A 24,802-nucleotide genomic window follows, 5' to 3' on the forward strand; every position below is an offset into this window, starting at 1 on the left:
AAAAATGAAAAAATGAAATTAAATCGTTAATAATCTAAATATCAAGATGTTAACTTAGATATTTTGAGAGAAAGTTCCTCAGACTTTTTATCTAGGGCAGCTCTGACCTCTCTCATATGTACTTTAACATTATCTACATTTTTTCCATGTAATTTTGCTATCAATTCATCAAAGGTTTCAATAGCTTCATCAATTATTTTTTCTGCCTTTGCAGATACCTTATCATCCCCATTGAGCTGGCAAACATAACAGTCTTCAATAATATCCGACAAAACGGTGTTCATGTCTTTCTTTAACTTTCTTATACTGGCCATAATTTTGTTTTTTTATAAATATATATCAATTTCGAGCAATTATCAAACCTGTTCTTATTACATCTGTTCATACATCGCCCTTAATTTTTCCCGGGTAATGGTCTTCTGCCACTCCTTGCCCAAGGCATTTTCCCAAAGCGGAACCAAACTAAGTGCCACATCTATCATTGTATCAAATTGTTCATCTGAAAGATCCTTACAAAGTCCTTTTGGAATATCAATACCATGCTTAATGACCATTTCTTTAAATTCCTTAACTCCTTCAGGATAAAACTCTTCTAACTGATCAAAAACAATACAATTTCCAACTCCGTGTTTGGTTCCCAATAAATAAGACAAACCATAACTCATTGCGTGTGCAACTCCAACCTGAGAATAAGCAATACTCATACCTCCGTGCCAGGATGCCATCATAAGTTTATCTTGCGAATCTGCATCAATCTCATCTTTTTCCAGATAAACCTCACGACAAAGATCCAAAGATTTTTCCCCGTAACTTTGACTGAAAGCATTTAAATAAGTACCTGTCAAAGACTCGATACAATGAATATAGCAATCCATACCTGTGTAAAACCATTGATTCTTAGGTACACCATCCAGTAGTTCCGGATCGAGTACTACCTGATCAAAGGGTGTGTAATCAGAATTCATTCCTAGTTTACGCTCAGGCCCTGTCAATACAGTTGTTCTCGAAACTTCAGCTCCGGTTCCCGAAATGGTTGGAATACCAACATGATAAACTCCCGGATTCTTAACAAGATCCCAGCCTTGATAATCCGCTGAGGAACCGGGATTGGTCAGCATCAAAGCAACAGCTTTTGCATAGTCAAGAAGTGTTCCCCCTCCGATCCCAATAATTCCGGAAGGAATACCGGAAAATTGTTTGGCAATATCATCCCGAATGGAATCGACATACACTGTTTTAGGTTCTTCTTCAGCGCTGATGTATATAACCTGATCCTGTTGCTTCAATGGAATTCTGGAGATAAGACTCTCCTTACCCTTAAACACATCATCAACTAAAAAAATAAAAGGAGACTTTTCATCCGTTCTCTTGGGTTCCAATATTTCCTCTAATTGGTTAAAACTACCTCTTCCAAACACTACTCTTGGAACCATAGGAAAGTTTCTAAAACTCATATTTTTTTGATTTTAAAAGGTTAATCTTTAATAAATTTTGCTGCTTTCTCAAGATCTTCAGGTGTGTCAATTTCAATGCCCATATAGCTTGTCTCCACCATCTTGATCTTTTTCCCGTACTCCAGATAGCGAATACATTCAACCTTTTCGGTAGCTTCCAGTGCCCTCATAGGCAAATGATAAAAATCCATTATTGCCTGTTTTCTAAATGCATACACACCAATGTGCTCAAAATATCGGGCTCCAGCATCTTTATCCCTCGGGTAAGGAATTGGAGATCTGGAAAAATACAAAGCAAAGTTGTCCTTATCCACTATCACTTTAACATAATTCGGATCTGTAATGTCCTTCCAGTCCGTAATTTCCTGCATCAGCGATGCAAGATCGATTTTATCCGCATCGGCACCATTAAATACGTCAATCACAGCTTGGAGCGGTTCCTTCTTAACAAAAGGTTCATCTCCCTGTACATTTACCACAACATCAATATCAAGATGCTCAACAGCCTCTGCAATCCGGTCTGAACCGCATTCATGTTCTTTCTGACTCATGATGGCCTTGCCTCCGGCTTTTTCTATTACATTCTTTATGACATCACTGTCGGTAACAACATAGACCTCATCAAAAAGGTTTGTGGCCTTGGTTGCCAAATAAGTCCTCACAATTACCGGCTTTCCTCCAAGGTCGGCCATTAATTTACCCGGAAACCTGGTGGCTCCATAACGGGCAGGAATCATTGCAATAATTTTCATTCTTTTCTTTTAAAGTACAGATTTAATGGCTTTTGCCATTTTTTCGGCTCTTTCCCTGACCTCTTCTTCAGTCCATGACAACTTGATCAGACACGAAATATTTCTCGAAATCAGGTCATCAGATTGAGGAAATTCTTTCTTCTCAAGTCCAGATAAGCCATTTTTAACATGATCCGACAGCGGGAACAAACTCTTAAGTTCTTTAAAGTGATCCCATTTTCGAATGTAATGCCAATTGTTATTGAAATAATTCCAATAGGCGTCAATCCCGTATGATGCAAAGGCTTCGACAACTTTGTTTGAAAGTTCTGCTGTTGGCATAAAAAAGTTAAGGAACCCACAACTGTCACCTTCCGGGTCAGGAATTCTTCTGAAACTCACCTCCGGAATTTCACTAAGGGACTCCTTTAATATGGCGTGATTCCTTCGCTGAATTGCTATAAACTCATCCATTCTTTTAATCTGGCCGAGTCCAACGGCAGCATGCAGTTCAGAAATCCTGAAATTATATCCCAGAATCGGATGGGTTTCCGCCCCTCTGTCACTTCCGATATGGTCGTGACCATGATCACTATACTGGTCCGCCCAGGTTGCATAATCACTATTGTTGGTTAGAAGTGCTCCTCCTTCCCCACAGGTAATGGTTTTTACAAAATCAAATGAAAAAGTTCCTGCATCCCCAATCGCTCCCAGCATTTTCCCTTTGTAGGATCCTCCAAATGCCTGACAGGCATCTTCAAGAAGCAATAAATTATGTTTATCACAAATGGCTTGTAAGGCATCCAGATCAGCCATCGAACCACACATGTGCACGGGCATGATTACTTTTGTTCTTGGAGTTATAGCAGCCTCCACTGCAGCAGGATCCAGAGTAAGGGTATCATCAATCTCAACCAGAACTGGCGTGGCTCCTGAAGCCAGTATCGATTCAAAACTGGCAACAAAGGTAAAACAAGGCATAATGACCTCATCACCTGCCCCTACTCCCATAACTGCCAAGGCAACGTTCAAAGCCGTTGTTCCGCTGCTTGTAAGTTGTGCGTGATTCACACCAAAACGGTTTTGCAACTCCTGTTCTAGTTCCTTGGCCTTCCAGTGGCCATTTCTCATACCGTCAAAACCATAACGCATAAGTACTCCATTCTCAAGAACGTCATTGAGTTCCTTTCGTTCGGCATCGCCAAATAATTCAAATCCGGGCATATTGTTTATTTTTATTAAAGATTCAAAGCAAGCAAAGATAATTATTTAAAGGCAATTTACAGGTATTGAAAATCATTCAAATAGGTATTTCCACAAAAGTAAATGGGCTTGGAACAAAATGCCACTGTCATCCAATTAAATTACTATTTTTGAATTATGAAAGCATTTATTGAAGGATTACCTAAAGCAGAATTACATTTGCATATCGAAGGCACGTTTGAACCTGAGTTAATGTTCGAAATTGCACGAAGAAATAAGATTTCAATTCCCTTTAATTCGGTAAAAGAGATCGAGGAGGCTTATCAGTTTGATTGCCTTCAGGATTTTCTGGATATTTATTACCAGGGAGCCGGTGTTTTGATCCATGAACGTGACTTTTACGACCTGACTTACGCTTATCTTGAAAAATGCGCAAGTCAAAACGTAAGACATACCGAGATCATGTTTGATCCCCAGACGCATACGGAAAGAGGCGTCCCATTTAGTACTGTAATCAATGGAATTCACAAGGCATGTGAAGATGCAAAAACGAATTTAGGGGTTTCATCAATTCTTATTATGAGTTATTTAAGGCACTTGTCAGAAGACGAAGCTTTTAAAACACTGGAGCAGTCTCTCCCCTTTAAAGACTGGATAACAGCGGTGGGATTGGATTCCTCTGAAAAAGGAAATCCTCCTTCTAAATTCAAAAATGTTTTTGAGGCCTCAGTAAAAGAAGGCTATATCCCCTTGGCACATGCCGGAGAAGAAGGAAATGCAGATTATGTCTGGGAGGCTCTTGATATTTTAAGGATCAAAAGAATCGATCATGGAAATAATTCTTTACAGGATGATTCACTGGTTGATGAAATTGTCAAAAGAGAAATAGCATTGACGGTATGCCCTCTGTCTAACAGGGCTCTGCAAGTGGTTCCGAATCTTAAGGATCACCCTTTGAAAAAAATGATGAATTATGGTATGAAAGTAACCGTAAACTCAGATGATCCGGCTTATTTTGGAGGGCAGGTCAATCAGAATTATATTGAAATTCAAGAGGCACTTGGGCTCTCGAAAAATGATCTATATCAACTTGCTAGAAACTCTTTCGAATATTCATTGCTCAGCAGAGAATCCAAAGATAAACACCTTGCTGAAGTTGAGGCATACTATCAAAAGAGTATTTCTGAATAATAGTTTTGATCTCAGAGTGATGAATTGATGGCTTTCAAAGCTTCCTCGATGTGCTTTTTAGCCTGGAACTGGCTTTGATACATAAAGATGATTTCACCTTCTTTATCGATCACATAAGTGACTCTTCCCGGAATCAGGCCAAAGGCATTTGCTTTTACTCCAAACAAGTCTCTGACTCTGTTTTCCGTATCAGCCAGCAACGTAAAAGGCAAATTGTATTTTTCAGCAAAATTCTTATGGCTTTCTACATCATCTGAACTAATTCCGATCACCTTGATATTCTTGTCCGTAAATGTTTCATAGGAATCCCTGAAGGAACAAGCTTCTTTCGTACATCCGGGCGTATCATCCTTGGGATAAAAATAAATCACCATGGCCGTGTTTCCTTTAAAAGCACTCAGGTCAAACATGTCTCCATTCTGATCCTCAAGCTTAAAAGAAGGAACCTGATCACCCACCTGAACCGGGGTTTGAGCCTTTGAACTAAAAATCGAGAAAATTCCAATTAAGGCAACTATTACAAGAATGACAAGAGAGGCTTTCTTCATCATTTTCCGCCGTCGTAGGTTACAAAATTCCTGGGGGTCTCATACAAGGTTACAGTCAATTGAAGCCGTTCTTCAATTTTTGACCTCAGCTTGTTCCAAATTACAACCGAGATGTTTTCAGCAGTAGGATTCAAAGTTTTGAATTCTTTAACTTCCTCATTCAAGTTCTTATGATCAAACTGATCTTCTACCTCCGATCGTATCAAATTCTTCAACACTTTCATATCCATGACGAATCCGGTATCAGGATGTATCTCTCCTTTGACGGAAACGATCAGCTCATAGTTGTGACCATGATAATTCGGATTTGCACATTTCCCGAAAATCTCTGAATTCCTTGAATCTGTCCATTCATTGTTATACAATCTGTGAGCTGCATTAAAATGTGCCTTTCTGCTTACCGTAACCTTCATAATTAAATCAATCGCTGATAATATTCCTTAAAAATGATCTTAAACCATTCTGTATACGCTCCAGGGTTCAAAAGCATGTCTCTCCGGACATCCTCTAAGGTCATCCACTTAAAAGAACCTACTTCCTCTGCGTTAATTACAGGATCTTCATCGTAATACCCAGCCATGACATGATCCAGTTCATGTTCAGTAAGGCCGTTATCAAAAGGAGCTTTATAGACAAATGAAAATAACTCTTTTAACTCACAGCTAAAACCCATCTCTTCCAGTAATCTTCTCTTGCCTGCCTGCAGATTCGTTTCCCCCTCTCGCTGATGGCTGCAACAGGTATTGGTCCATAAACCAGGTGAATGGTATTTATCAAGAGCTCTTTGCTGCAACAGCAACTTTCCGTCCTTATTGAATATAAATACTGAAAACGCCCTGTGAAGCAAACCTTTTTCATGGGCCTCCATTTTACCCATAAGCCCCAATTGCTCATCAGTTTCACTAACTAAAATAACTTTTTCTTCCAAAATGCTTCTTTTTTACAAAGTTACTTATTTCCTACTTTAATTAAAACCCCCTATTGAATTTGAGACAATAACATATATTTGCATGCAATAATTGATCCATAAGGCCATGAAAATTGCCACATTTCGTTTTTTTCTTTTTTTGGTGATTGTTTTTGCCTCTTGCAAAACAGATAAAAAAGAATCGCTGCAGAATAATTCAACTCCCGTTGAAAACAATGGATCTGAGGGATCTGATATTGAGATTGAGGATTTGCAAAGTGATAAGAGTGAAAAGAAGATAAAGGAAAATGCTCAAAGTAGGGCTGAATCCAGACCCCTCGATTCCATAAACAAAGACAACGCCGTTCTATTTCTTCAGAAATATGGTGAGGAAAACAGAGAAAGCATTGTCCTAGTCAAAACGAGGCTGGGAAATATGAAAATTCGTTTGTATGAAGAAACCCCTTTACACAGGGCCAGTTTTATTTTTCTGTCAAAAATGGGTTATTTCGATACTACCTGCTTCTATCGTGTTGTTCCGGATTTTATAATTCAGGGAGGTGAATCGGAACGCCTGGATACACAAAGATATAAAGCAAGATATGAACGCTATAAAATTCCCCCTGAATTCAATAAGAAATTAAAGCATAAATATGGAGCCATAGCGCTTGCAAGGGATTGGAAAGACAACCCTCGAAAGTATTCTACAGCATTTGAATTTTATATTGTTCAAAACAGAAAAGGCGCCCATCACCTGGATGGTGAGCATACAGTATTTGGAGAAGTAATCTCTGGTTTTGAAACTATCGACAGAATCGTTCAACTCGAAGCGGGAGGGGATGAATGGCCTCTCAATGATGTATTTATGAAAGTGGAGGTAGTCGATTAATTTTGGTATATTCGATTTTACAACCAATCATTTTTAGAATATAGACATGGAACTGTTTGAATTTCTCACTCAACTGGCTCCCATTTTGAGCTTTATTACGATCATCATAGCAATTATCTTTGGAGTCATCCAATTGAAACAATTCAAAACCCAACGAAAAGACATCGCGGCCGTAGAGATAATGCGAACCATGCAGGATGCTCAGTTTACAGAATCTCTTCATGTGATCAATCATTCTGAACAGCTTGACTCGCTAAAAGAAGTAAATCCCAATCTCGAAAAAGCTATTTTTGCCATCACTACGAAATTTGAAACTCTCGGTTTCCTGGTCTATAAAAGAGTTATCCCGATCGAATTTGTAGAACAGCTTGTGGGAGGGGTTTGTCTGGCCTTATGGGAAAAGTTAAATTTATATGTTCTGGAATACAGAAAGATCAATGATCAAAAGCTTTTTCTTGAGTGGTTTGAATGGCTCTCTTATATTTTGAAGAAAAGAGAACGTGACAAAGCAAAACCGGCACTGGAAAAATTCAAAAATTGGGATTCCTAATGGTAGATAATCAAAGTTGGCTTATATTTGCAAACTAATTTTTTTTAATGGATCTACTTCAGGAAATACAGAGAAGACGAACGTTTGGAATCATTTCCCATCCCGATGCTGGTAAAACGACCTTAACCGAAAAACTACTTCTTTTTGGAGGTGCTATTCAGGAAGCCGGAGCTGTAAAAAGCAACAAAATAAAGAAAGGAGCCACATCTGACTTTATGGAAATCGAAAGGCAAAGGGGAATATCTGTTGCTACCTCGGTCCTTGCCTTTGTCTACAAGGATAAGAAAATCAATATTCTGGACACACCCGGGCACAAGGACTTTGCTGAAGATACCTTTAGAACCTTAACCGCCGTTGACAGTGTTATTGTAGTTATCGACGTGGCTAAAGGTGTTGAGGAGCAGACAGAAAAACTGGTTGAGGTTTGCAGAATGCGGAATATTCCAATGATCGTATTCATAAACAAGCTTGACCGTGAAGGTAAAGATGCTTTCGACCTGCTTGATGAAGTTGAACAAAAATTAGGCCTTAAAGTAATTCCATTGAGCTTCCCTATTGGAATGGGCTATGACTTCAAAGGAATCTACAATATCTGGGATAAAAAAATTAATTTGTTTAGTGCCGGGAGCAAAACTGTTGTTTCGGATGGAATTGAATTTGACAATGTCAACGATCCCGAACTTGATGAGATGATTGGTTCAGAGGCCGCTGAGCAGCTTAGAGAAGAGCTTGAACTGGTTGAAGAGGTTTATCCAGGGTTTGACAAAGATGCCTATTTGAAAGGAGACCTTCAACCTGTTTTCTTTGGCTCGGCCCTGAATAACTTTGGTGTAAAAGAATTGCTGGATTGTTTTATCGACATTGCTCCGGCCCCATTGCCAAAAATGTCTGATACCCGACTCGTAGATTCCAAAGAGAAAAAATTTACAGGGTTTGTGTTCAAGATTCACGCAAATATGGATCCCAAGCACAGGGACAGATTAGCTTTCGTAAAAATAGTTTCGGGGATCTTTAAACGAAACACGAATTACCTTCATGTAAAACTGGGAAAGAAAATGAAATTTTCGAGCCCAAATGCATTCTTTGCAGAAAAAAAGGAAATTGTGGATGAGTCCTTTCCAGGTGATATTGTGGGTCTGCATGATACAGGGAATTTTAAAATTGGAGATACCCTGACGGAAGGTGAAATTCTTGAATTCAAAGGTATTCCAAGCTTTTCCCCCGAACACTTCAGATATGTCAATAATGCCGATCCTATGAAAGCTAAGCAATTAGCCAAAGGACTCGACCAGTTGATGGATGAAGGTGTTGCTCAATTATTTACACTTGATTTGAATGGCAGAAAAGTGATTGGAACGGTCGGAGCCCTTCAATTTGAGGTAATTCAGTACCGACTGGAGCATGAATACGGGGCAAAGTGTTCTTATGAAAATGTAAACGTTCATAAAGCATGCTGGGTGGATGCAGAAGACGAAAATAACGAAGAATACAAAGAATTCAAACGAGTGAAACAGCGCTATCTGGCCAAGGATAAAAAAGGTCAGCTTGTGTTCCTCGCTGATTCAGCCTTTACGGTACAAATGACTCAGCAGAAATACCCAACGGTAAAACTGCATTTTGTGAGTGAATTTAATTAAATAGTTCATAAATATTCGTGTTTGGCACAGGAATTGAATCTCTTGAAAAGTTAATATCTTTGAAAGAACATTTTTATAATTACAAATAATGAAAATTCAATTCTTACTAGCCTTGACAGCCTCGGTTTTAATATGTTCCTGTGGTTCTTCATCAAGTTCCAGCAGAAGTAAATATATGGACCCTCATGCTGAGGCCCATCAGCAATTGCACAACCAGCTTGTACAGGAGGAGCTTCAAAAGGCTTATCAAAACAGCATCAACTTGTTTACAGGCACCTATTCGGGCACTTTTCCTTGCAAGGATTGCGAAGGAGTGCATTATAAGCTCATCTTGAAAAATGATATGTCGTATAGAGCTGAAATCCTTTACAAAGGGAAATCGCTGAAAACTGAGATTCAAGAAAGTTATTTTAATTTTTTGGAAAACGACATTATTGCATTAAACGATGCTCCGGAGAGTACGAGTTTTTTCAAGATTGAGGGGAATCAACTCAGATTACTTGACAAGAATCGCAAACCGATTACTGCTGGACCTTCAGATTCGTATATCTTGAAAGCTGTTGCTACTGCCTCAAAAAATGAGTCTTTACCAGATACGACAAAAGTACGCAGCCTGACCAAAAAACGTAAAGATGGTATTGTGTTCATGGCATCTGATATGAATAAAAGCTGGACACTTAGATACTTTTCAGATGATTCGCTAAAATTAACAATGAAACAGGGGCGTTCATTTACGGCAAAACTTCCAAAGCCACTTCCTTCATTACAACCAGAAATCCTTGATTACAGAGTTAAAAACAAAGAAGGAGAAATGTTTGTTCACTTGGTTGAAGAAAAATGTAATTTGAACAATTCAGATCAAATTCAAAACTTTAAGGTAAACGTTAAACTGGATTTAAAAGCGGATAAAAACATCTATGAATTGGAGGGTTGTGGAAGTTTTGTTCCTGACCCTAATCTAGAAGGTTCCTGGACTATAATCTGGGCAAAGGATGCAACCATAGACAAAGCGCAATTTGAAGGCAGACAGCCTTTCATAAAAATAGACATAGATCAAGGAAAGATATTCGGGAATGAGGGGTGTAACGGCTTTCAGGGGCAGATAAAGTTCAAGGCTGAGGAAGTGGTAATTGGGCCTTTGGCAGGAACACTGATGGCCTGTCCCAATATGGATATCAGCAGTAAAATAACTGGTGCAATTGGTGGAAATACCTTGGCTTATGTCTTTGACAAGGATAGGCTCATTTTTTACGAAGGATCAAATAAAGTAATGGTACTTACACCAGCGCCTGAATAATTATTTCTTGGATCCATGCTTCTCCTATCTGAAGATTTATTATATATTTACAATATAAGTCAATGATCAGCAAGTTAGCATGAATTCAAGGATTATAGCCAATGGAATCTTAAGGGCAGTAGCCGTCTTGGTCGGCATTCTCATCTTTCTATATTTTCTCTACAAAATTCAAAGTGTCTTGGTTTACCTGGTCATAGCCACGGTATTATCACTCATTGCCACCCCGGTTCAGCGCTTTTTAAAGAACAAGTTAAAATTTCCAAATGTACTTGCAGTGGTCATCACCATGTCTATGTTTTTGCTGGTGATCATGGGCATTATATCCATGTTCATTCCTTTGATCAAAGAACAGGGCCATAATATCTCTCTTTTAAATACGGAAGAATTACGAAGACGAATTTTTAATCTCTTTCACGAAATTGATCTTTATTTTGCTGCACGTCGCATCAATTTGTTCGGCGAATTAAAAAATATTGACCTTACATCAAACATCGCCTCTATACCGAGTCTTTTGAATTCTTTTGTGGGGGTTGTTGGAACTTTTAGCGTTGGACTTTTTTCCGTCTTGTTTATCACCTTCTTCTTTTTGAAGGATACCAAAATGTTGCATAACGTATTTGTACTGGTGACCCCTGACAAAAATGAGGCTAAGATTTTGAATTCTCTCAAGACGATTAATGACCTGCTGTCACGTTATTTTATTGGTTTGATCATTCAGATTTCAATATTATTCACCATTTATTCCATCACTTTGCTCATTTTCAATATAAAAAGTGCAGTAGTGATCGCATTCTTATGTGCCCTGCTCAATTTGATTCCTTATATAGGCCCTTTGATCGGAGGTGTATTGATGATACTTCTTACGATGACGAGCAGCCTTGAGTATGATTTTCAGACACATATACTTCCGGTTACCTTATATGTATTATTCGGTTATATTATAGCGCAGCTCATTGATAATTTTTTCAGCCAGCCAATCATTTTCTCAAAAAGTGTTAAGTCACATCCACTTGAAATATTCCTTATCATCGTTATAGGAGGTCTTTTGTTTGGTATCACGGGAATGATTTTTGCGGTACCATCTTATACGGTGATCAAAGTTGTTTTAAAAGAATTTCTTTCGGACAATCCGATTGTTAAAAGCCTCACCAAAGGATTGGATTGATTTGAATAGAGATATTTTACATACTGATGTTCAGTTGTTTATAAATCAAAATCTTAATTCAGATCTTACAAAAATTGTATTAAGCGGATCTCCGTTTCCTCATATTCCAATTCAGGAGCTGGTGGAGCAGATCAAGTCCAAATCCAAGGTAAAAAGAAAACTTCCTACCTGGTACAATACAGATCAAATATTCTATCCTAATTCGATCAATCTTGAACAGAGTTCATCTGAAATTACGGCTCAATATAAAGCTGGGCTAACAAAAGGAAAAAAACTTATTGATTTAACGGGAGGTTTTGGTGTTGACAGCTTTTTTTTTGCGGCTCATTTCAAGGAGGTCTTCCATTGTGAAATTAATAGAGATTTGTCTGAAATTGCCGCTCATAACTTCCAAGTTTTAGGAGCGAAAAATATCAGCTCAGTTCCTGTAAACGGCATTGAATACCTTATGAAATCCAATGTAACTTTTGACTGGATTTACCTGGATCCTTCCAGACGTAATGACATAAAAGGAAAGGTATTCAGGCTTGAAGATTGTTTACCAAATGTGATCAATCATCTGGACGATCTGCTGAAATTTTCTGATCATATTATGATAAAGCTATCTCCCCTCCTGGATATTTCGGCTACAATAAAAAGTCTGAACTTTGTAAAAGAGGTACACACGATTGCTGTGAGAAATGAAATGAAAGAGCTTGTGGTAATCATTGAAAAAAACCACACGGATCAGATAAAACTCGTGGCCGTTGATTACAGCCATAAAAGAAAAACAATTTTTAAAGCAACCTTTCCCATAATCTCAAAAGCCTCTTATTCATTTCCGGAAACCTATCTGTATGAGCCAAATTCAGCCATTTTAAAAGCCGGTCTTTTTAATGAAGTTTCACATCAACTGAATATAGATAAACTTCATATTAACAGTCACTTATACACATCTTGTAAATTAATTAATTTTCCGGGTCGACGCTTTTTAATCAAGGATATTTTCAAGTACAATAAAAAGAAAATTAAAAAACTATTTGGCTCAAAAAAAGCAAATATAAGCATCCGAAACTTTAACGAGTCTGTGGCGGAGATCAGAAAAAAGACCGGAATTAAGGAAGGTGGAGAAGATTACCTGTTTTTTACCAGAGACCTTGACGACCAGGCAATCGTTATTTATTGCAGAAAAGTTTAACAAGCCGTTTTTCAACTTCCTGAATATATTTCTTACTTTTAATTCTTAATATTTCAAAACAAAACCATGGCCAATAAAAATATCCGATCTCTTTCATCGAGAAAGGGCCTGGACTATAACCTTTTTGAAAAAATTGCAGAATTGTCCGGGAATGAAGCTGGTGAACATGAATTTCAAAGACTGTCAAAACAGTTTTTTATTGATGATTCCGTAGTGTTTGGGACCGCTTCATTTTATGACTTTATAAAACCTGGAGAGACTTCAAAAAAGGTACGAATTTGTAATGGAACCGCTTGTATGGTCGCCGGGACTCAGGATCGGACAAAGAATATTCTTAAATCTGAGTTTGATGAAAAAGATATTGGTCACGTTGCCTGCGTGGGACACTGTCACAGTAACGGCGCCATCATGTTAAATGATCAAACGTATAGCCTTGAAAATAATGAGCATTTAAAATCTATATTATCACTTGAAAATCAACCTGGGCAGTCTCAAAACACCTATCATGTGGGTGCTAATTCAACCCCCATTCTCACAGCTCCTGTGTATGAGGTAAATTCTTTTTTTAAACTGGCAGAAAAATTCATCGGCAATAAAGAGCTTATCCTAAATGAATTGAAAGCTTCGAATTTGAGAGGAAGAGGTGGAGCCGGATTTCCTTTTTGGTTTAAACTTGACGCAGTAAAGAAAGAAGATCAAAGCCAGAAATATATTATTTGCAACGCCGATGAAGGTGACCCAGGGGCCTATAGCGACATGTATTTGATGGAACAACAACCCTTTAAGGTGTTGTTTGGCATGTATGTCTCAGGAATATGTGCAGGAGCAGATACAGGGGTTCTCTATATAAGAGGAGAATACCCTGAGTCAATACGCTCCATGGAAAATGCAATTCATTATGTAAAAGAAAACAATTTGATTGGTAATTTCCGATTTAAAATTATACGCGGACAGGGTAGTTATGTATGTGGCGAGGAAACGGCACTTATAAATTCTATTGAAGGACTCAGGCCGGAAGTAAGAGTCAGACCCCCCTATCCTGCACAATATGGATTGTTCGGAAAACCTACGGTACTGAGCAATGTTGAAACCTTTGCAAATATCCACTGGATTCTCGATCATGGAGGAAAAGCCTTTGCTGCTTTGGGTCAAGGTGCTTCAACCGGAACAAAACTGGTTTCTTTGGATAGTTACTTTAATCGGCCCGGAATGTACGAAATAGAAATGGGCACACCACTTCAAGTAATTTTTGATGAATTTGGGCAGGGTTTGAAAACCAAGGTTAAAGCATTTCAAATTGGCGGACCCTTGGGAGGGATTGTTCCCGCTAACATGATCCAAGAATTAAATCTTGATTTTGAATCACTTGACCAGGGAGGATTTTTATTGGGTCACGCTAGCGTTGTTTCAATTCCTGATGACTATCCCATGATTAAATTCATGAGTCATTTACTTGAATTTACAGCCGAGGAAAGTTGCGGTAAATGTTATCCATGCCGAATTGGATCCTACAGAGGATTTGAAATGCTCGAAAAAGCACAAAGCGAAGCGTATAAAATTGATAAGAACCTATTTGATGATCTTATCGAAACCCTTGAAATAGGATCTTTATGTGCTCTTGGGGGCGGGGTACCCTTACCCTTAAAAAACGCTATGCAATATTTTCAACCTGAATTAAAATCATATTTTGAATCGTAAAACAGAGATATGACCGTATACTTGAATGACATGGCCCATGAGGCGAAAAAGAATGAAACAATTCTGGAATTTGTAAGAAGAATTGAAAGTCTGGAAGCCATTCCTACAATGTGCCAGGATGATCGACTTGAGAATTTTGGTTCTTGCAGAGTATGCTCTGTTGAAGTGGCTCGTGAAAAAAATGGAACCACTAAAATTGTAGCTTCCTGCCATACGCCCGTTTTTGAGGGCGCTTATATCTATCACAAAACTGACAAGATAAAAAGACTGAGAAAAAATATTCTGGAATTAGTACTTACGGATTATCCTTCTGATAAGGTTTTTCCTGAAAAAGGTAAGAAACCTACGGAATTTCAGAAAACCATAGCCCAAATCGGAATTCCAAATGTTCGCTACCCAAAGGGTAAAAATAGCCTTGAAATTGAAAAAGATGACTCACACCCTTATATTAAATCAGATCTGGCTCAATGTATTAATTGCTATCGATGCGTAAGGGCCTGTGAGGAAATTCAGGGAGAAATGGTTTTAGGAATGAGCGGAAGAGGTTTTGCGACACAGATCATTAAAGGTTTTGACACGAATTTTGACCTTTCCGCATGCGTTTCCTGCGGAGCGTGTGTGCAAACTTGTCCAACAGAAGCGCTTTCGGATAAATTTACTACTAAAACTTTGGTAGCAGATGAAACGGTCAGGACTACCTGCACTTACTGCGGTGTTGGTTGTCAACTGGATGTCTCTGTTATCGATGGTGAAATAAAAGGGATTCAGGCCCCCGTGACAGCGGAAGTAAATGAAGGACATACCTGCCTCAAGGGAAGATTTGCCTTCCAGTTTTATAATCATCCGGACAGACTGAAAAATCCATTGATCAAGAAAAACGGAAAATTTGAAGTTGTTTCCTGGGAAGAAGCCTATGATTTTATGACTGAAGCACTTTTAAGGGTTAAAAAAGAATACGGAGCCGACTCCATAGGGTGTATATCATCTTCAAGAGCTTGCAATGAAGAGAATTACCTCATGCAGAAAATGACACGAGTTGCCCTGAACACTAATAACATTGACGGATGCGCACGAGTTTGTCATGCTCCTACCGCATTTGGCATGCAAAAAGCATTTGGTACGGGAGCGGCCACCAATTCCATTCAAGATATGGAGGAAACCGATTGTATTATGCTTTTCGGAGCGAATCCAACAGAGGCCCACCCTGTTACCGGTGCTAGGATCAAACAGCTCTTTATGAAAGGTATTCCTAGCATCGTCGTGGATCCGGTGAGAACAAGTCTTGCCCAACTCGCTACCTACCACCTTCAATTGAGACCCGGTACCAATGTCGCTCTTTTAAATATGATGGGGCATTACATTGTTCAAGAGGGCCTGGTTAAAAAAGATTTCATCCAGAAATATACTGAACAATACGACAGTTTTAAAGATCATGTATCCACTCTGGATATGAACGAGCTGGAATTACTTACAGGAGTGTCTAAAGAATTGGTAAAAAAAGCTGCCATTGCCTATGCCCGGGCAGAAAATGCCATGGAGTTTCACGGACTCGGAGTAACTGAACATTTTCAGGGAAGTAAAACCGTGATGTTGTTATCTAATTTGGCAATGATGACCGGTAATGTTGGACGTTCCGGGGTTGGGTTGAATCCACTGAGGGGTCAGAATAACGTTCAGGGTGCTGCAGACATGGGGGTTCAGCCTCATCAGGGAGCTGGATACCTCGATGTAAACGATCCTGAGGTCAAGGCTTATTATGCATCTAAATATGGAATATCCGGAATGCCTGAAAAGGAAGGGCTAAAGATTCCTGAGATGCTTGAAGCGGCTATAGCGGGTAAATTCAAAGCACTTTGGATCATGGGTGAGGATACACTTATGACAGATCCGAATACCTTGCACATCAGAAAGGCAATGGAACAACTGGATATTCTTATCGTTCAGGAATTATTTATGTCGGCTACCGCAGAAATGGCCGATGTTGTACTTCCGGCCAGTTCTTATTTTGAAAAGAACGGAACGTTTACCAACGGTGAGAGGCGGGTTCAAAGAGTCAATAAAGTTGTTGATCCTATAGGAAATACGAAACCGGACGGCCAGATGATCATTGATATGATGTACCGACTTGGTTATGAACAACCTACAGGACCCGTTTATGACGCAGCAAAGATTTTGGAAGAAATTGCTGAAGTGATCCCTTTTATGAAAGGTATCAGTTGGGAAAGATTAGGCAAGAACGGGTTACAATGGCCTATTTTAGAAGATGGTACAGATACAAAGATCATCCACAGGGATGGAAATTTTAAAAGAGGAAAGGGAAAGTTTCATCATTTTGATTTTGAAGAAACCCCTGAACTTGTTGAGCACAGAGAAAAATATCCGTTCATTTTAACTACAGCAAGACAACTTGAACATTATAATGCGGGGACAATGACAAGAAGAACGGATAATCAGGAATTATCCCCTATGGATTATTTAGAGGTAAATCCGCTGGATGCTGCGGATAAGGATATTTCAGCGGGAGACTCAGTCAGGATCTTCTCGGATCGAGGCAGTGTAAATATACCCGTCAAACTCACGTATCTGGTAAAACCAGGTGTTGTACGAACGACGTTTCATCAGCCTGAGGTTTTTATTAATATGATCACCGGAAATGTTGGAGACGAATATACCCTGACTCCTGAATATAAAGTCGTAGCCGTAGATTTTGAAAAAGTTTGATTTCAGAATTTTAAAATATTCAGGAACCAATTTTCATTTGTAATCCATCGTAGGCCAGAAAGACATTGGGAGGCAGCTCTTTTGAAACACTTTCATGAAAACCAAGACGATGACTAATATGGGTTAGGTATGCTTTTTTTGGTTTAATGTCTCCTATAAAACTTAGAGCCTCTTCAAGATTTAAATGAGTAGGATGAGGGTCCTTTCTGAGTGCGTTTAATATAAGCACATCCAAACCTCTCAGCTTTTCCTTTTCTACTTCTGAAACTGTTTTCGCATCCGTTATATATGCCATTTTATCAATCCTGAAGCCATAGATCTTCAACCTACCGTGCATCACCTCAACAGGGCAAATTAATTTACCCCCAAGGTTAAATTCTTTATTTTCAAAAATTTCAATGGAAACACTCGGTGCACCTGCGTACCTGTTTTCTGTAGCAAATATATATGCAAATCTCTCTTTAAGATTGCTGGCTACCTGCTCATCCATGTACATATTAACAAAACCGGAACGTAGAGAAAATGGTCTGACGTCGTCTAAACCAGCTGTATGATCTGCGTGATAATGTGTAAAAAGAATTCCGTCAAGCCTGCTTGCACCAGCAGATAGCATTTGCTGACGAAAATCAGGGCCGCAATCTATGACATACACCTGGTCATTCCATTCCAGCATTAACGAAGATCTCAGCCTTTTATCCTTTTGATCCGTTGATAGACAAACCTCGTGTGTAGATCCAATGACAGGGATTCCCTGGGAAGTTCCGGTGCCTAAAAAAGTGATTTTCATTGATAGCAGTTTGTGACAAAAATAACATTTAATGACCTAAACTTTTACAGCTCGTCAAAAAAGAATATATTTAACTGATTTACTGACACTTAAGGTCTAAAAAAAATCGAGAAAAAAATTGGATAAAGATTGAATTTTGTTGCTACAAAATGACTTTAATCAGTAATTAAACTTAAATTTAATTCTAAATTTATGATCAATTCAAATCATTCCACATGACAATAGGTATTTTAAAAGAAACGATTAAAAGCGAAAAAAGAGTTTCTATTTCCCCAAAAATAGCCAAGTTTCTGATTGATCAGGGATTCGATATTATAGTGCAGGACGGAGCGGGTAATTCTTCTAAATTCAGCAATGAGGATTATGCAGATGCGGGCGCCAAGATTGAAAAAAGAGGTGTTGTTTATAAAAACAGTGATGTACTTGTTAAAATCAACCCATTTGATGAAGATGAATTAAAACTCGTGGATGATCACCACATTCTGATCTGTCAATTGTTTCACAAATCGCACCCTGAAATTGTGAAGCTGATTGCCGAGAAAGGAGCGTCCATATTTTCGATGGATGCACTTCCAAGAATCTCAAGAGCACAGGATATGGATGTCTTAAGTTCTCAAAGTAATCTGGCAGGCTATAAGGCAGTTATTAAAGGAGCTTATGAGATGACCAAAATATTTCCTTTAATGATGACGGCAGCAGGCACAATTACTCCTTCCAGGGTTTTAATATATGGAGTTGGAGTCGCCGGACTACAGGCCATTGCCACGGCTAAAAGACTGGGTGCCATAGTAGAAGCCACAGATATCAGACTTGAAACGAAAGAACAGGCCGAATCTTTGGGTGCCAGCTTTATAACGGTAGAAGGAAACGGACAGGAGTCAGAAAAAGGTTATGCTAAAGCGGCTTCGGAAGAATATGCAAGAAAACAAAAAGAAGCTGTAAACAAATCACTTTTCAAAGCTGACCTGGTCATCACCACTGCTATGGTCCCCGGAAGAAAATCCCCGGTTCTAATCACGGAGGAGCAGGTGAAACAAATGAAGAATGGAGCGGTTATTATAGATTTGGCAGCTGCTCAGGGCGGTAACTGTGAACTGAGCAAAATGAATAAAACCGTATTGAAAAACGGAGTAAAGATTATTGGAACAACTATTGCTCCCGAAAGTGTCTCAACGAATGCCAGTGACCTTTATGCAAAAAACATGTCTAACTTTATAACTTATCTTACTGAAAACAACGAGTTTAAGTGGGATCTTGAAGATGAAATCACCGATGAAACACTGATCGTAAAAGACGGTGTTATCAGAAAAAATTAATCTAAATAATTATGCAAGAATTCATAGAATTAATCAGTAATAACCTTCAAATGATCTACATTGTCATTTTAATGATATTTGTAGGTGTTGAGGTCATAGGGCATGTCCCTGCAGTTCTGCACACCCCCTTAATGTCTGGTGCAAATGCCATACACGGGGTTGTCATCATTGGAGCCATTTTGGTGATGCTAGGCGCGGATCCGGATAATCTTTTGGCTTTATCTCTCGGATTTGTAGCCGTGTTCCTGGGAACACTTAATGTTGTAGGTGGGTTTGTTGTCACCGACCGTATGTTAGAAATGTTTAAAAAGAAAAAATGATGACCTATTTATTCAGTCTTGAGATTATTTATCTCATCGCCTCGGTGACCTATATAGTTGGCTTAAAAATGCTTGGTCACCCTGAAACCGCCCGTAAAGGGAACCTTATTGCTGCCTTTGGTATGACTCTGGCAATTTTAGGAACCATTTTTTTATTTAAAGGAGAAGTTCAACCAAAGGTCTATTACCTGATTGCTGGAGCCATATTGATCGGAACCCTATTTGGCTGGGGTATTGCCAAAAAAGTTGACATGACAAAAATGCCTGAGCTCGTATCCCTGTTCAATGGTATGGGAGGTGCCAGTGCCGCTCTAATAGGTCTTATTGAATTTAGTCATTATACAGGGGATACTATATCTGTATTCACGATTATCGCCGGAATGATCATTGGTAGTATTTCTTTTTCAGGCAGTATGATTGCCTGGGCAAAATTAAATGGTACCATGAACAAGCCTGTAAGACTCCCCTCCTATAACATACTCAATAATGTTGTGCTGGTAGGGATTCTCGGATTCGGTACCTATATTACTTTGAGTGGTGCTGAAAGCCAATTGTACCTGTATTTATTATTTTTAGCTGCATTATTGTACGGTATATTATTCGTTATCCCAATTGGAGGTGCCGACATGCCGGTAGTCATCTCCTTATTAAACTCATTTACAGGACTGGCAGCCGCGTTTGCAGGATTCCTCTACGGAAATATGGTAATGCTCACGGGTGGTATTTTGGTCGGGTCAGCCGGAACCATTCTTACATTCGCCATGTGCGATGCCATGAACAGGCCTTTATCAAGTGTTATTTTTGGCGCTTTTGGTGAAGGATCAGCAGGAGCCGGCGCGGCTAAAAAAAGTACCCAGGGCAATTTGAAGAAAACAACTCCAAGTGATGCCGCTATCCTTATGAATTATGCCAATAAGGTCATCATAGTTCCTGGATATGGTCTTGCTGTGGCTCAGGCCCAGCACATAATTCATGAATTAGAATTACTCCTTGAAGAAAAAGGAGTGGAAGTGAAATATGCTATCCACCCCGTGGCGGGCCGAATGCCTGGTCATATGAATGTTCTTCTGGCTGAGACCAATGTGGACTATGACAAACTGATAGAAATGGAAGATATCAATTCCGATTTTCAGAACACGGATGCCGTGTTGGTAGTTGGTGCAAATGATGTGGTCAATCCTGCGGCACACAACGATCCACAAAGTCCGATCTATGGAATGCCGATTCTGGATGTGGAAAATGCCAAAACCATCATAATCAACAAAAGAAGTATGAATCCCGGTTATGCAGGAATTGAGAATGAATTGTTCTTTAACCAAAAGACTTCAATGCTGTTCGGTGATGCAAAAGACGTTTTGACCAAACTGGTTCAGGAACTTAAAACCATGTAAGCTTTTATGAATAGACCTCATTGGAGTCTAACAATTTTTAATCTAAATCTTTCTACTCGTTAAATCTTGAGTATATTTGCTAAAAAGATTTACTGATGAGTTTTATTAAAGGTGATGCAGAACTGGAACATGTTCTGTCGATTAAACAAAAATCTCTAAGGGTTAATTTAAACGAACACATTTATGGTACTTTCGCCGAAATAGGTGCTGGGCAGGAAACTGTGCGTCATTTTTTCAGAGCGGGAGGCGCATCGGGAACTATAGCCAAGGCAATGTCCGCATATGATAAGGACTTTTCTGATGCTATATACGGCATGGAAGAGGATCGACGATATGTTACAGAATCTCGTCTTAGAAAAATGCTTAGGCATGAGGTAGAGCTCATTGAAGAACGATTGAGCAGAGATAAGCACCCCAATAAGATTTTCTTTTCATATGCCAATACTGTAACCACCATTGATTTTGCAAAAAATTTCAAAGGACATGGATGGGTCGGTATTCGTTTTCAGATGGATGCACTTGAAGATTACAACGAAATTGTCATCCATGTCAGGTTTAAACAAACGGATTCAAAACTTCAGCAGGAAACTCTGGGAATGCTTGGAGCTAATCTTATTTACGGAGCTTTTTACCTAAACGACAGTCCTAAAGATTTACTCAAATCTTTTTATGACAACATCGATAAAGACACCATTGAAATAGACATGGTCGATTTTTCAGGACCAAGATTTATGTATGTGGATAACAGGCTGATGAGTCTGCACTTGTTGAAAAATGGGATGACAAATGCTGTAATGTTTGGTCCTGATGGAAACAACCTCCTTCCTGCACAACAACTGTATAAGAAGAATATTCTTGCTTTAAGGGGCAGTTATCGACCAGTTACCCGGGTAAATATGGAGATGTATGAAGAAGCCAAAAAGATGTTCTTCTCTGACAAGCGGGTTACCGAAAAGAACACGCATGTCATTTTCGAAATTACTCTTGCGAATTTAAGGTCTGAGGGAAAGATCAATGAACGTGATTTTCTGGATCGGGCCGAGTTACTGTGCTCTCTGGGTCAGACGGTTATGATTACGAATTTTCAGGAGTATTACAAGCTGGTTGATTATTTCTCTGAGTTTACCAAGGCCAGGATGGGCCTTGCCATGGGTGTTTATAACCTTATTCAGATTTTTGATGAAAAATATTACAGAGATCTTAGTGGAGGGGTTCTTGAAGCATTCGGTAAATTATTTTACAAAGATCTTAAAGTATATCTGTATCCCCTTAAAGATATGGAGACCGGAGAAATCATTACAAGTGCCAATTTAAAGGTACATCCCCGTATGAAAGAACTTTATAAGTACTTCAAATTCAACGGAAGAATTGCCGACATTACCAAATTTGATCCAAATATTTTAGAGATCTTTTCAAGGAAAGCCTTCAAAATGATCGTAAACGGAGAAGACGGATGGGAGGAAATGCTCCCTGAAGGAGTTGCAAAGATCATCAAAGACAAACGACTATTTGGATACAACAGGCGAAGACATGAAGGCAAAAGAAAAAAAGTAAAATAAAAAAAGGGACCTGAGGTCCCTTTTTTTATTCATTTATATCTCGAATAAAATTCAAACTAGAGAATCTGCGCGGCGTGATCCTTGGTTTTCACTTTTGAAATTACGTCTGAAATGACTCCATTTTCATCAATCACAAACGTTGTTCGATGAATACCTTCATATTCTTTACCCATGAATTTTTTGGGTCCCCAGACTCCGTAGGCCATTATTACTTCTTTATTTTCATCTGCCAGCAAACTGTAAGGTAATTCCTGCTTGTTGCTAAAATTCAATTGACGTTTTTCAGAGTCAGCACTAACCCCTATAATTTCATATCCTTTGTCTTTGAAAGAGCTGTAATTATCCCTTAAATTACAAGCTTCTGCCGTGCATCCCGGTGTACTGGCTTTCGGATAAAAGAACAGAACAACTTTTTTACCTTTGAAATCATCCAGGCTTACTGTTTCGCCATGTTGATTGTTAACTGAAAATCCAGGGGCCTTATCCCCCACCTTTAGTGTTGTCATTATTTGTATTTTTACTCAAAAATACTGAAAAATGACTAAAAAGGAAAAGGTTCAATTCGCAATAGACACTCTTCAATCACTTTATCCGGATCCGCCAATTCCACTGGAACATAAAGATCCATATACCTTGTTGATTGCGGTTTTACTTTCGGCACAAAGCACGGATGCAAGAGTAAACCTGATCACCCCTATCCTTTTTGCCAGAGCTGATAATCCTTATGATATGGTTAAGCTGAGTGTTGATGAGATTAAGGAGATCATTAAACCAGTAGGGCTCTCCCCCATGAAATCGAAAGGAATCTATGGCTTGTCCAAAATTTTAATTGAAAAATATAAAGGTAAAGTCCCTGCTGATATCAGATTACTGGAAGAACTGCCTTCTGTGGGTCATAAAACAGCTTCTGTAGTTATGAACCAGGCATTTGGAATTCCGAGCTTCCCTGTGGATACTCACATTCACAGGCTAATGTATCGATGGAACCTAAGTACGGGTAAAAATGTGGTTCAGACCGAAAAAGATGCAAAAAGACTCTTTCCAAAGGAACTATGGAACAAATTGCATTTGCAAATAATATATTATGGAAGAGAATATTCTCCTGCAAGGGGCTGGAACAAAGAAAAAGATATTATTACGAGGACAATAGGAAGAAAACATCTAAAATAAAAAAAGCTCTTAATAATTCAATTAAGAGCTTTTTCCGATTAATTCAAATGAAACATTAAGCTTTCTTTTTCTGTCTTGACCGCTTTGATCGATTTCGAATAATTTAGTAAAAATGAAATCGTTTCCGATTTTGGATCAAGTTTTTCTTTGAAAAATCTTTCAGTGTAAAGTTTTGCCATAAATCTTATAATTTTTTAGGGATTAATAAGATAACGGACAAAAATAAATATTATTGTACGAACATTAAAAAAATTTAATTTTCTGTTAATTTGTTAGAATAATATTATTGTTGTCAATCATTTTCCTTAAGTTGATCAATGCATACCTCATTCTACCTAAAGCAGTATTAATACTCACATTGGTCTGCTCAGAAATTTCTTTAAAGCTCATATCTTTAAAAATTCTCATCATCAAAACTTCTCTTTGATCCTCTGGTAACTCATCCACCAATTTCTTCACATCTTCATGAATCTGATTCTTGATTATCTTTCCTTCAGCACTCAATGAGTCATCACTTAAAACTGAAAAAATATCAAATTCATCTGTATTCTGAAAAGTAGGCATTCTGTTCCCTTTTCTGAAGAAATCAATGATCAAATTGTGCGCAATTCGCATGGTCCAAGGTAAAAACTTACCTTCCTCATTGTATTTACCCATTTTCAAAGTATTGATCACTTTGATAAAAGTATCCTGAAAAATGTCATCAGCAACATCTCTGTCTTGTACTTTTGAATAAATAAAACTGAAAATTCTTTGTTTGTGACGCAGGATTAAGATTTCTAAACAACGTTCGTTACCTGCAATGTAGTTACTAACTAAGACACTGTCGTCTAATTTCTGTGTATGCATAATTCCCCTTTTTTTTTTGAAGCCTTAATACTATTCAGCTTCCAATTATTATTGTTATGAAAAGTAGAACTATACTATATACAAAAATTTTTAAATTAATAAATCGTTAGGGGAGACTAGTCTAATATTTCATAAAGTCTCTGGACAAATATAAATAACTTTTTTTCTTATAAACAAATTTTTTTGCGATTTATTTTACTTTTATTAACATTTTTAGGTCTTTTTTTAACAAAAAAACCTAT

General features: G+C 38.4%; 24 protein-coding genes. 14 read left to right on the forward strand and 10 right to left on the reverse strand.

Annotated features, from left to right (window positions below):
• Nucleotides 1-41: 41 nt before the first annotated feature.
• The 4 genes from LCM02_RS06175 to LCM02_RS06190 are packed head-to-tail and all read right to left on the reverse strand — an operon-like array spanning nucleotide 42 to nucleotide 3,409.
• On the reverse strand, nucleotides 42-314 hold the full coding sequence (locus LCM02_RS06175) for a hypothetical protein (RefSeq protein ID WP_224927452.1): 273 nt from the start codon (nucleotides 312-314) through the stop codon (nucleotides 42-44).
• A gap of 57 nt (nucleotides 315-371) precedes the next feature.
• Entirely contained in the window at nucleotides 372-1,454 is a 1,083-nt protein-coding gene (locus LCM02_RS06180; RefSeq protein WP_224927453.1) for an iron-containing alcohol dehydrogenase family protein, read from the reverse strand.
• A gap of 20 nt (nucleotides 1,455-1,474) precedes the next feature.
• A complete protein-coding gene (kdsB, locus tag LCM02_RS06185) occupies nucleotides 1,475-2,206 on the reverse strand; it encodes a 3-deoxy-manno-octulosonate cytidylyltransferase (protein ID WP_224927454.1) in 732 nt (243 codons plus the stop codon).
• 9 nt (nucleotides 2,207-2,215) lie between these two features.
• Nucleotides 2,216-3,409, reverse strand: a complete 1,194-nt coding sequence (locus tag LCM02_RS06190; protein ID WP_224927455.1) for a DegT/DnrJ/EryC1/StrS family aminotransferase — start codon at nucleotides 3,407-3,409, stop codon at nucleotides 2,216-2,218.
• A 156-nt stretch (nucleotides 3,410-3,565) separates the two neighbouring features.
• Here LCM02_RS06190 and LCM02_RS06195 point away from each other — a divergent pair, with 156 nt between their 5' ends.
• Nucleotides 3,566-4,579: an adenosine deaminase gene (locus tag LCM02_RS06195; RefSeq protein WP_224927456.1), complete on the forward strand. Its 1,014-nt coding sequence runs from the start codon at nucleotides 3,566-3,568 to the stop codon at nucleotides 4,577-4,579.
• 11 nt (nucleotides 4,580-4,590) lie between these two features.
• On the opposite strand, the gene LCM02_RS06200 is transcribed toward LCM02_RS06195, so the two are convergent.
• From LCM02_RS06200 to idi, 3 genes are read right to left on the reverse strand one after another with little or no spacing between them, the layout of a single operon-like run.
• Nucleotides 4,591-5,130: a peroxiredoxin gene (locus LCM02_RS06200; protein ID WP_224927457.1), complete on the reverse strand. Its 540-nt coding sequence runs from the start codon at nucleotides 5,128-5,130 to the stop codon at nucleotides 4,591-4,593.
• On the reverse strand, nucleotides 5,127-5,540 hold the full coding sequence (locus LCM02_RS06205; protein WP_224927458.1) for a 6-pyruvoyl trahydropterin synthase family protein: 414 nt from the start codon (nucleotides 5,538-5,540) through the stop codon (nucleotides 5,127-5,129). The genes LCM02_RS06200 and LCM02_RS06205 overlap by 4 nt, the downstream gene beginning before the upstream one ends.
• Before the next feature lie 2 nt (nucleotides 5,541-5,542).
• Nucleotides 5,543-6,058, reverse strand: coding sequence for an isopentenyl-diphosphate Delta-isomerase (gene idi, locus LCM02_RS06210; RefSeq protein ID WP_224927787.1), 516 nt, complete (start codon nucleotides 6,056-6,058; stop codon nucleotides 5,543-5,545).
• A gap of 103 nt (nucleotides 6,059-6,161) precedes the next feature.
• On the opposite strand from idi, the gene LCM02_RS06215 reads away from it, so the two are divergent.
• The 8 genes from LCM02_RS06215 to fdhF all read left to right on the forward strand — a co-directional run bounded on the left by LCM02_RS06215 (nucleotide 6,162) and on the right by fdhF (nucleotide 17,168).
• The gene (locus tag LCM02_RS06215; protein WP_224927459.1) at nucleotides 6,162-6,923 is read left to right on the forward strand and encodes a peptidylprolyl isomerase; all 762 of its coding nucleotides are present in this window, start codon (nucleotides 6,162-6,164) and stop codon (nucleotides 6,921-6,923) included.
• 46 nt (nucleotides 6,924-6,969) lie between these two features.
• On the forward strand, nucleotides 6,970-7,473 hold the full coding sequence (locus LCM02_RS06220; protein WP_224927460.1) for a DUF4760 domain-containing protein: 504 nt from the start codon (nucleotides 6,970-6,972) through the stop codon (nucleotides 7,471-7,473).
• A gap of 47 nt (nucleotides 7,474-7,520) precedes the next feature.
• Entirely contained in the window at nucleotides 7,521-9,110 is a 1,590-nt protein-coding gene (locus tag LCM02_RS06225; protein ID WP_224927461.1) for a peptide chain release factor 3, read from the forward strand.
• Nucleotides 9,111-9,198: 88 nt separating this feature from the next.
• Entirely contained in the window at nucleotides 9,199-10,407 is a 1,209-nt protein-coding gene (locus LCM02_RS06230) for a copper resistance protein NlpE N-terminal domain-containing protein (RefSeq protein ID WP_224927462.1), read from the forward strand.
• A 79-nt stretch (nucleotides 10,408-10,486) separates the two neighbouring features.
• Nucleotides 10,487-11,572: an AI-2E family transporter gene (locus LCM02_RS06235; RefSeq protein WP_224927463.1), complete on the forward strand. Its 1,086-nt coding sequence runs from the start codon at nucleotides 10,487-10,489 to the stop codon at nucleotides 11,570-11,572.
• Nucleotide 11,573: 1 nt separating this feature from the next.
• Nucleotides 11,574-12,749, forward strand: a complete 1,176-nt coding sequence (locus LCM02_RS06240; RefSeq protein WP_224927464.1) for a class I SAM-dependent methyltransferase — start codon at nucleotides 11,574-11,576, stop codon at nucleotides 12,747-12,749.
• Nucleotides 12,750-12,815: 66 nt separating this feature from the next.
• Nucleotides 12,816-14,447, forward strand: coding sequence for an NADH-ubiquinone oxidoreductase-F iron-sulfur binding region domain-containing protein (locus tag LCM02_RS06245; RefSeq protein ID WP_224927465.1), 1,632 nt, complete (start codon nucleotides 12,816-12,818; stop codon nucleotides 14,445-14,447).
• 9 nt (nucleotides 14,448-14,456) lie between these two features.
• Complete coding sequence (fdhF, locus tag LCM02_RS06250; RefSeq protein WP_224927466.1) at nucleotides 14,457-17,168, forward strand: formate dehydrogenase subunit alpha; 2,712 nt, start codon at nucleotides 14,457-14,459, stop codon at nucleotides 17,166-17,168.
• A gap of 19 nt (nucleotides 17,169-17,187) precedes the next feature.
• Here the strand turns inward: fdhF and LCM02_RS06255 are convergent, their stop codons facing one another.
• On the reverse strand, nucleotides 17,188-17,955 hold the full coding sequence (locus LCM02_RS06255; protein ID WP_224927467.1) for an MBL fold metallo-hydrolase: 768 nt from the start codon (nucleotides 17,953-17,955) through the stop codon (nucleotides 17,188-17,190).
• A 215-nt stretch (nucleotides 17,956-18,170) separates the two neighbouring features.
• On the opposite strand from LCM02_RS06255, the gene LCM02_RS06260 reads away from it, so the two are divergent.
• The 4 genes from LCM02_RS06260 (at nucleotide 18,171) to LCM02_RS06275 (ending at nucleotide 22,541) form a co-directional block, all read left to right on the forward strand.
• Nucleotides 18,171-19,271, forward strand: coding sequence for a Re/Si-specific NAD(P)(+) transhydrogenase subunit alpha (locus LCM02_RS06260; protein ID WP_224927468.1), 1,101 nt, complete (start codon nucleotides 18,171-18,173; stop codon nucleotides 19,269-19,271).
• A gap of 11 nt (nucleotides 19,272-19,282) precedes the next feature.
• Nucleotides 19,283-19,591, forward strand: coding sequence for an NAD(P) transhydrogenase subunit alpha (locus LCM02_RS06265; protein WP_224927469.1), 309 nt, complete (start codon nucleotides 19,283-19,285; stop codon nucleotides 19,589-19,591).
• Entirely contained in the window at nucleotides 19,588-20,982 is a 1,395-nt protein-coding gene (locus LCM02_RS06270; protein ID WP_224927470.1) for an NAD(P)(+) transhydrogenase (Re/Si-specific) subunit beta, read from the forward strand. The genes LCM02_RS06265 and LCM02_RS06270 overlap by 4 nt, the downstream gene beginning before the upstream one ends.
• 95 nt (nucleotides 20,983-21,077) lie before the next feature.
• Entirely contained in the window at nucleotides 21,078-22,541 is a 1,464-nt protein-coding gene (locus tag LCM02_RS06275) for a TonB-dependent receptor (RefSeq protein WP_394369926.1), read from the forward strand.
• A 56-nt stretch (nucleotides 22,542-22,597) separates the two neighbouring features.
• Here LCM02_RS06275 and bcp read toward each other — a convergent pair whose 3' ends face one another.
• Nucleotides 22,598-23,047 carry a thioredoxin-dependent thiol peroxidase gene (bcp, locus tag LCM02_RS06280; RefSeq protein WP_224927471.1) on the reverse strand — a complete coding sequence of 150 codons (450 nt, stop codon included), beginning with the start codon at nucleotides 23,045-23,047 and terminating at the stop codon, nucleotides 22,598-22,600.
• 31 nt (nucleotides 23,048-23,078) lie between these two features.
• On the opposite strand from bcp, the gene LCM02_RS06285 reads away from it, so the two are divergent.
• Nucleotides 23,079-23,711 carry an endonuclease III domain-containing protein gene (locus LCM02_RS06285; RefSeq protein WP_224927472.1) on the forward strand — a complete coding sequence of 211 codons (633 nt, stop codon included), beginning with the start codon at nucleotides 23,079-23,081 and terminating at the stop codon, nucleotides 23,709-23,711.
• A gap of 264 nt (nucleotides 23,712-23,975) precedes the next feature.
• Here the strand turns inward: LCM02_RS06285 and LCM02_RS06290 are convergent, their stop codons facing one another.
• The gene (locus LCM02_RS06290) at nucleotides 23,976-24,560 is read right to left on the reverse strand and encodes an RNA polymerase sigma factor (RefSeq protein WP_224927473.1); all 585 of its coding nucleotides are present in this window, start codon (nucleotides 24,558-24,560) and stop codon (nucleotides 23,976-23,978) included.
• Nucleotides 24,561-24,802 lie beyond the last annotated feature (242 nt).

This window comes from Lutimonas saemankumensis (assembly GCF_020171465.1).
In the GTDB taxonomy this organism is placed as follows: Bacteria; Bacteroidota; Bacteroidia; order Flavobacteriales; family Flavobacteriaceae; genus Lutimonas; species Lutimonas saemankumensis.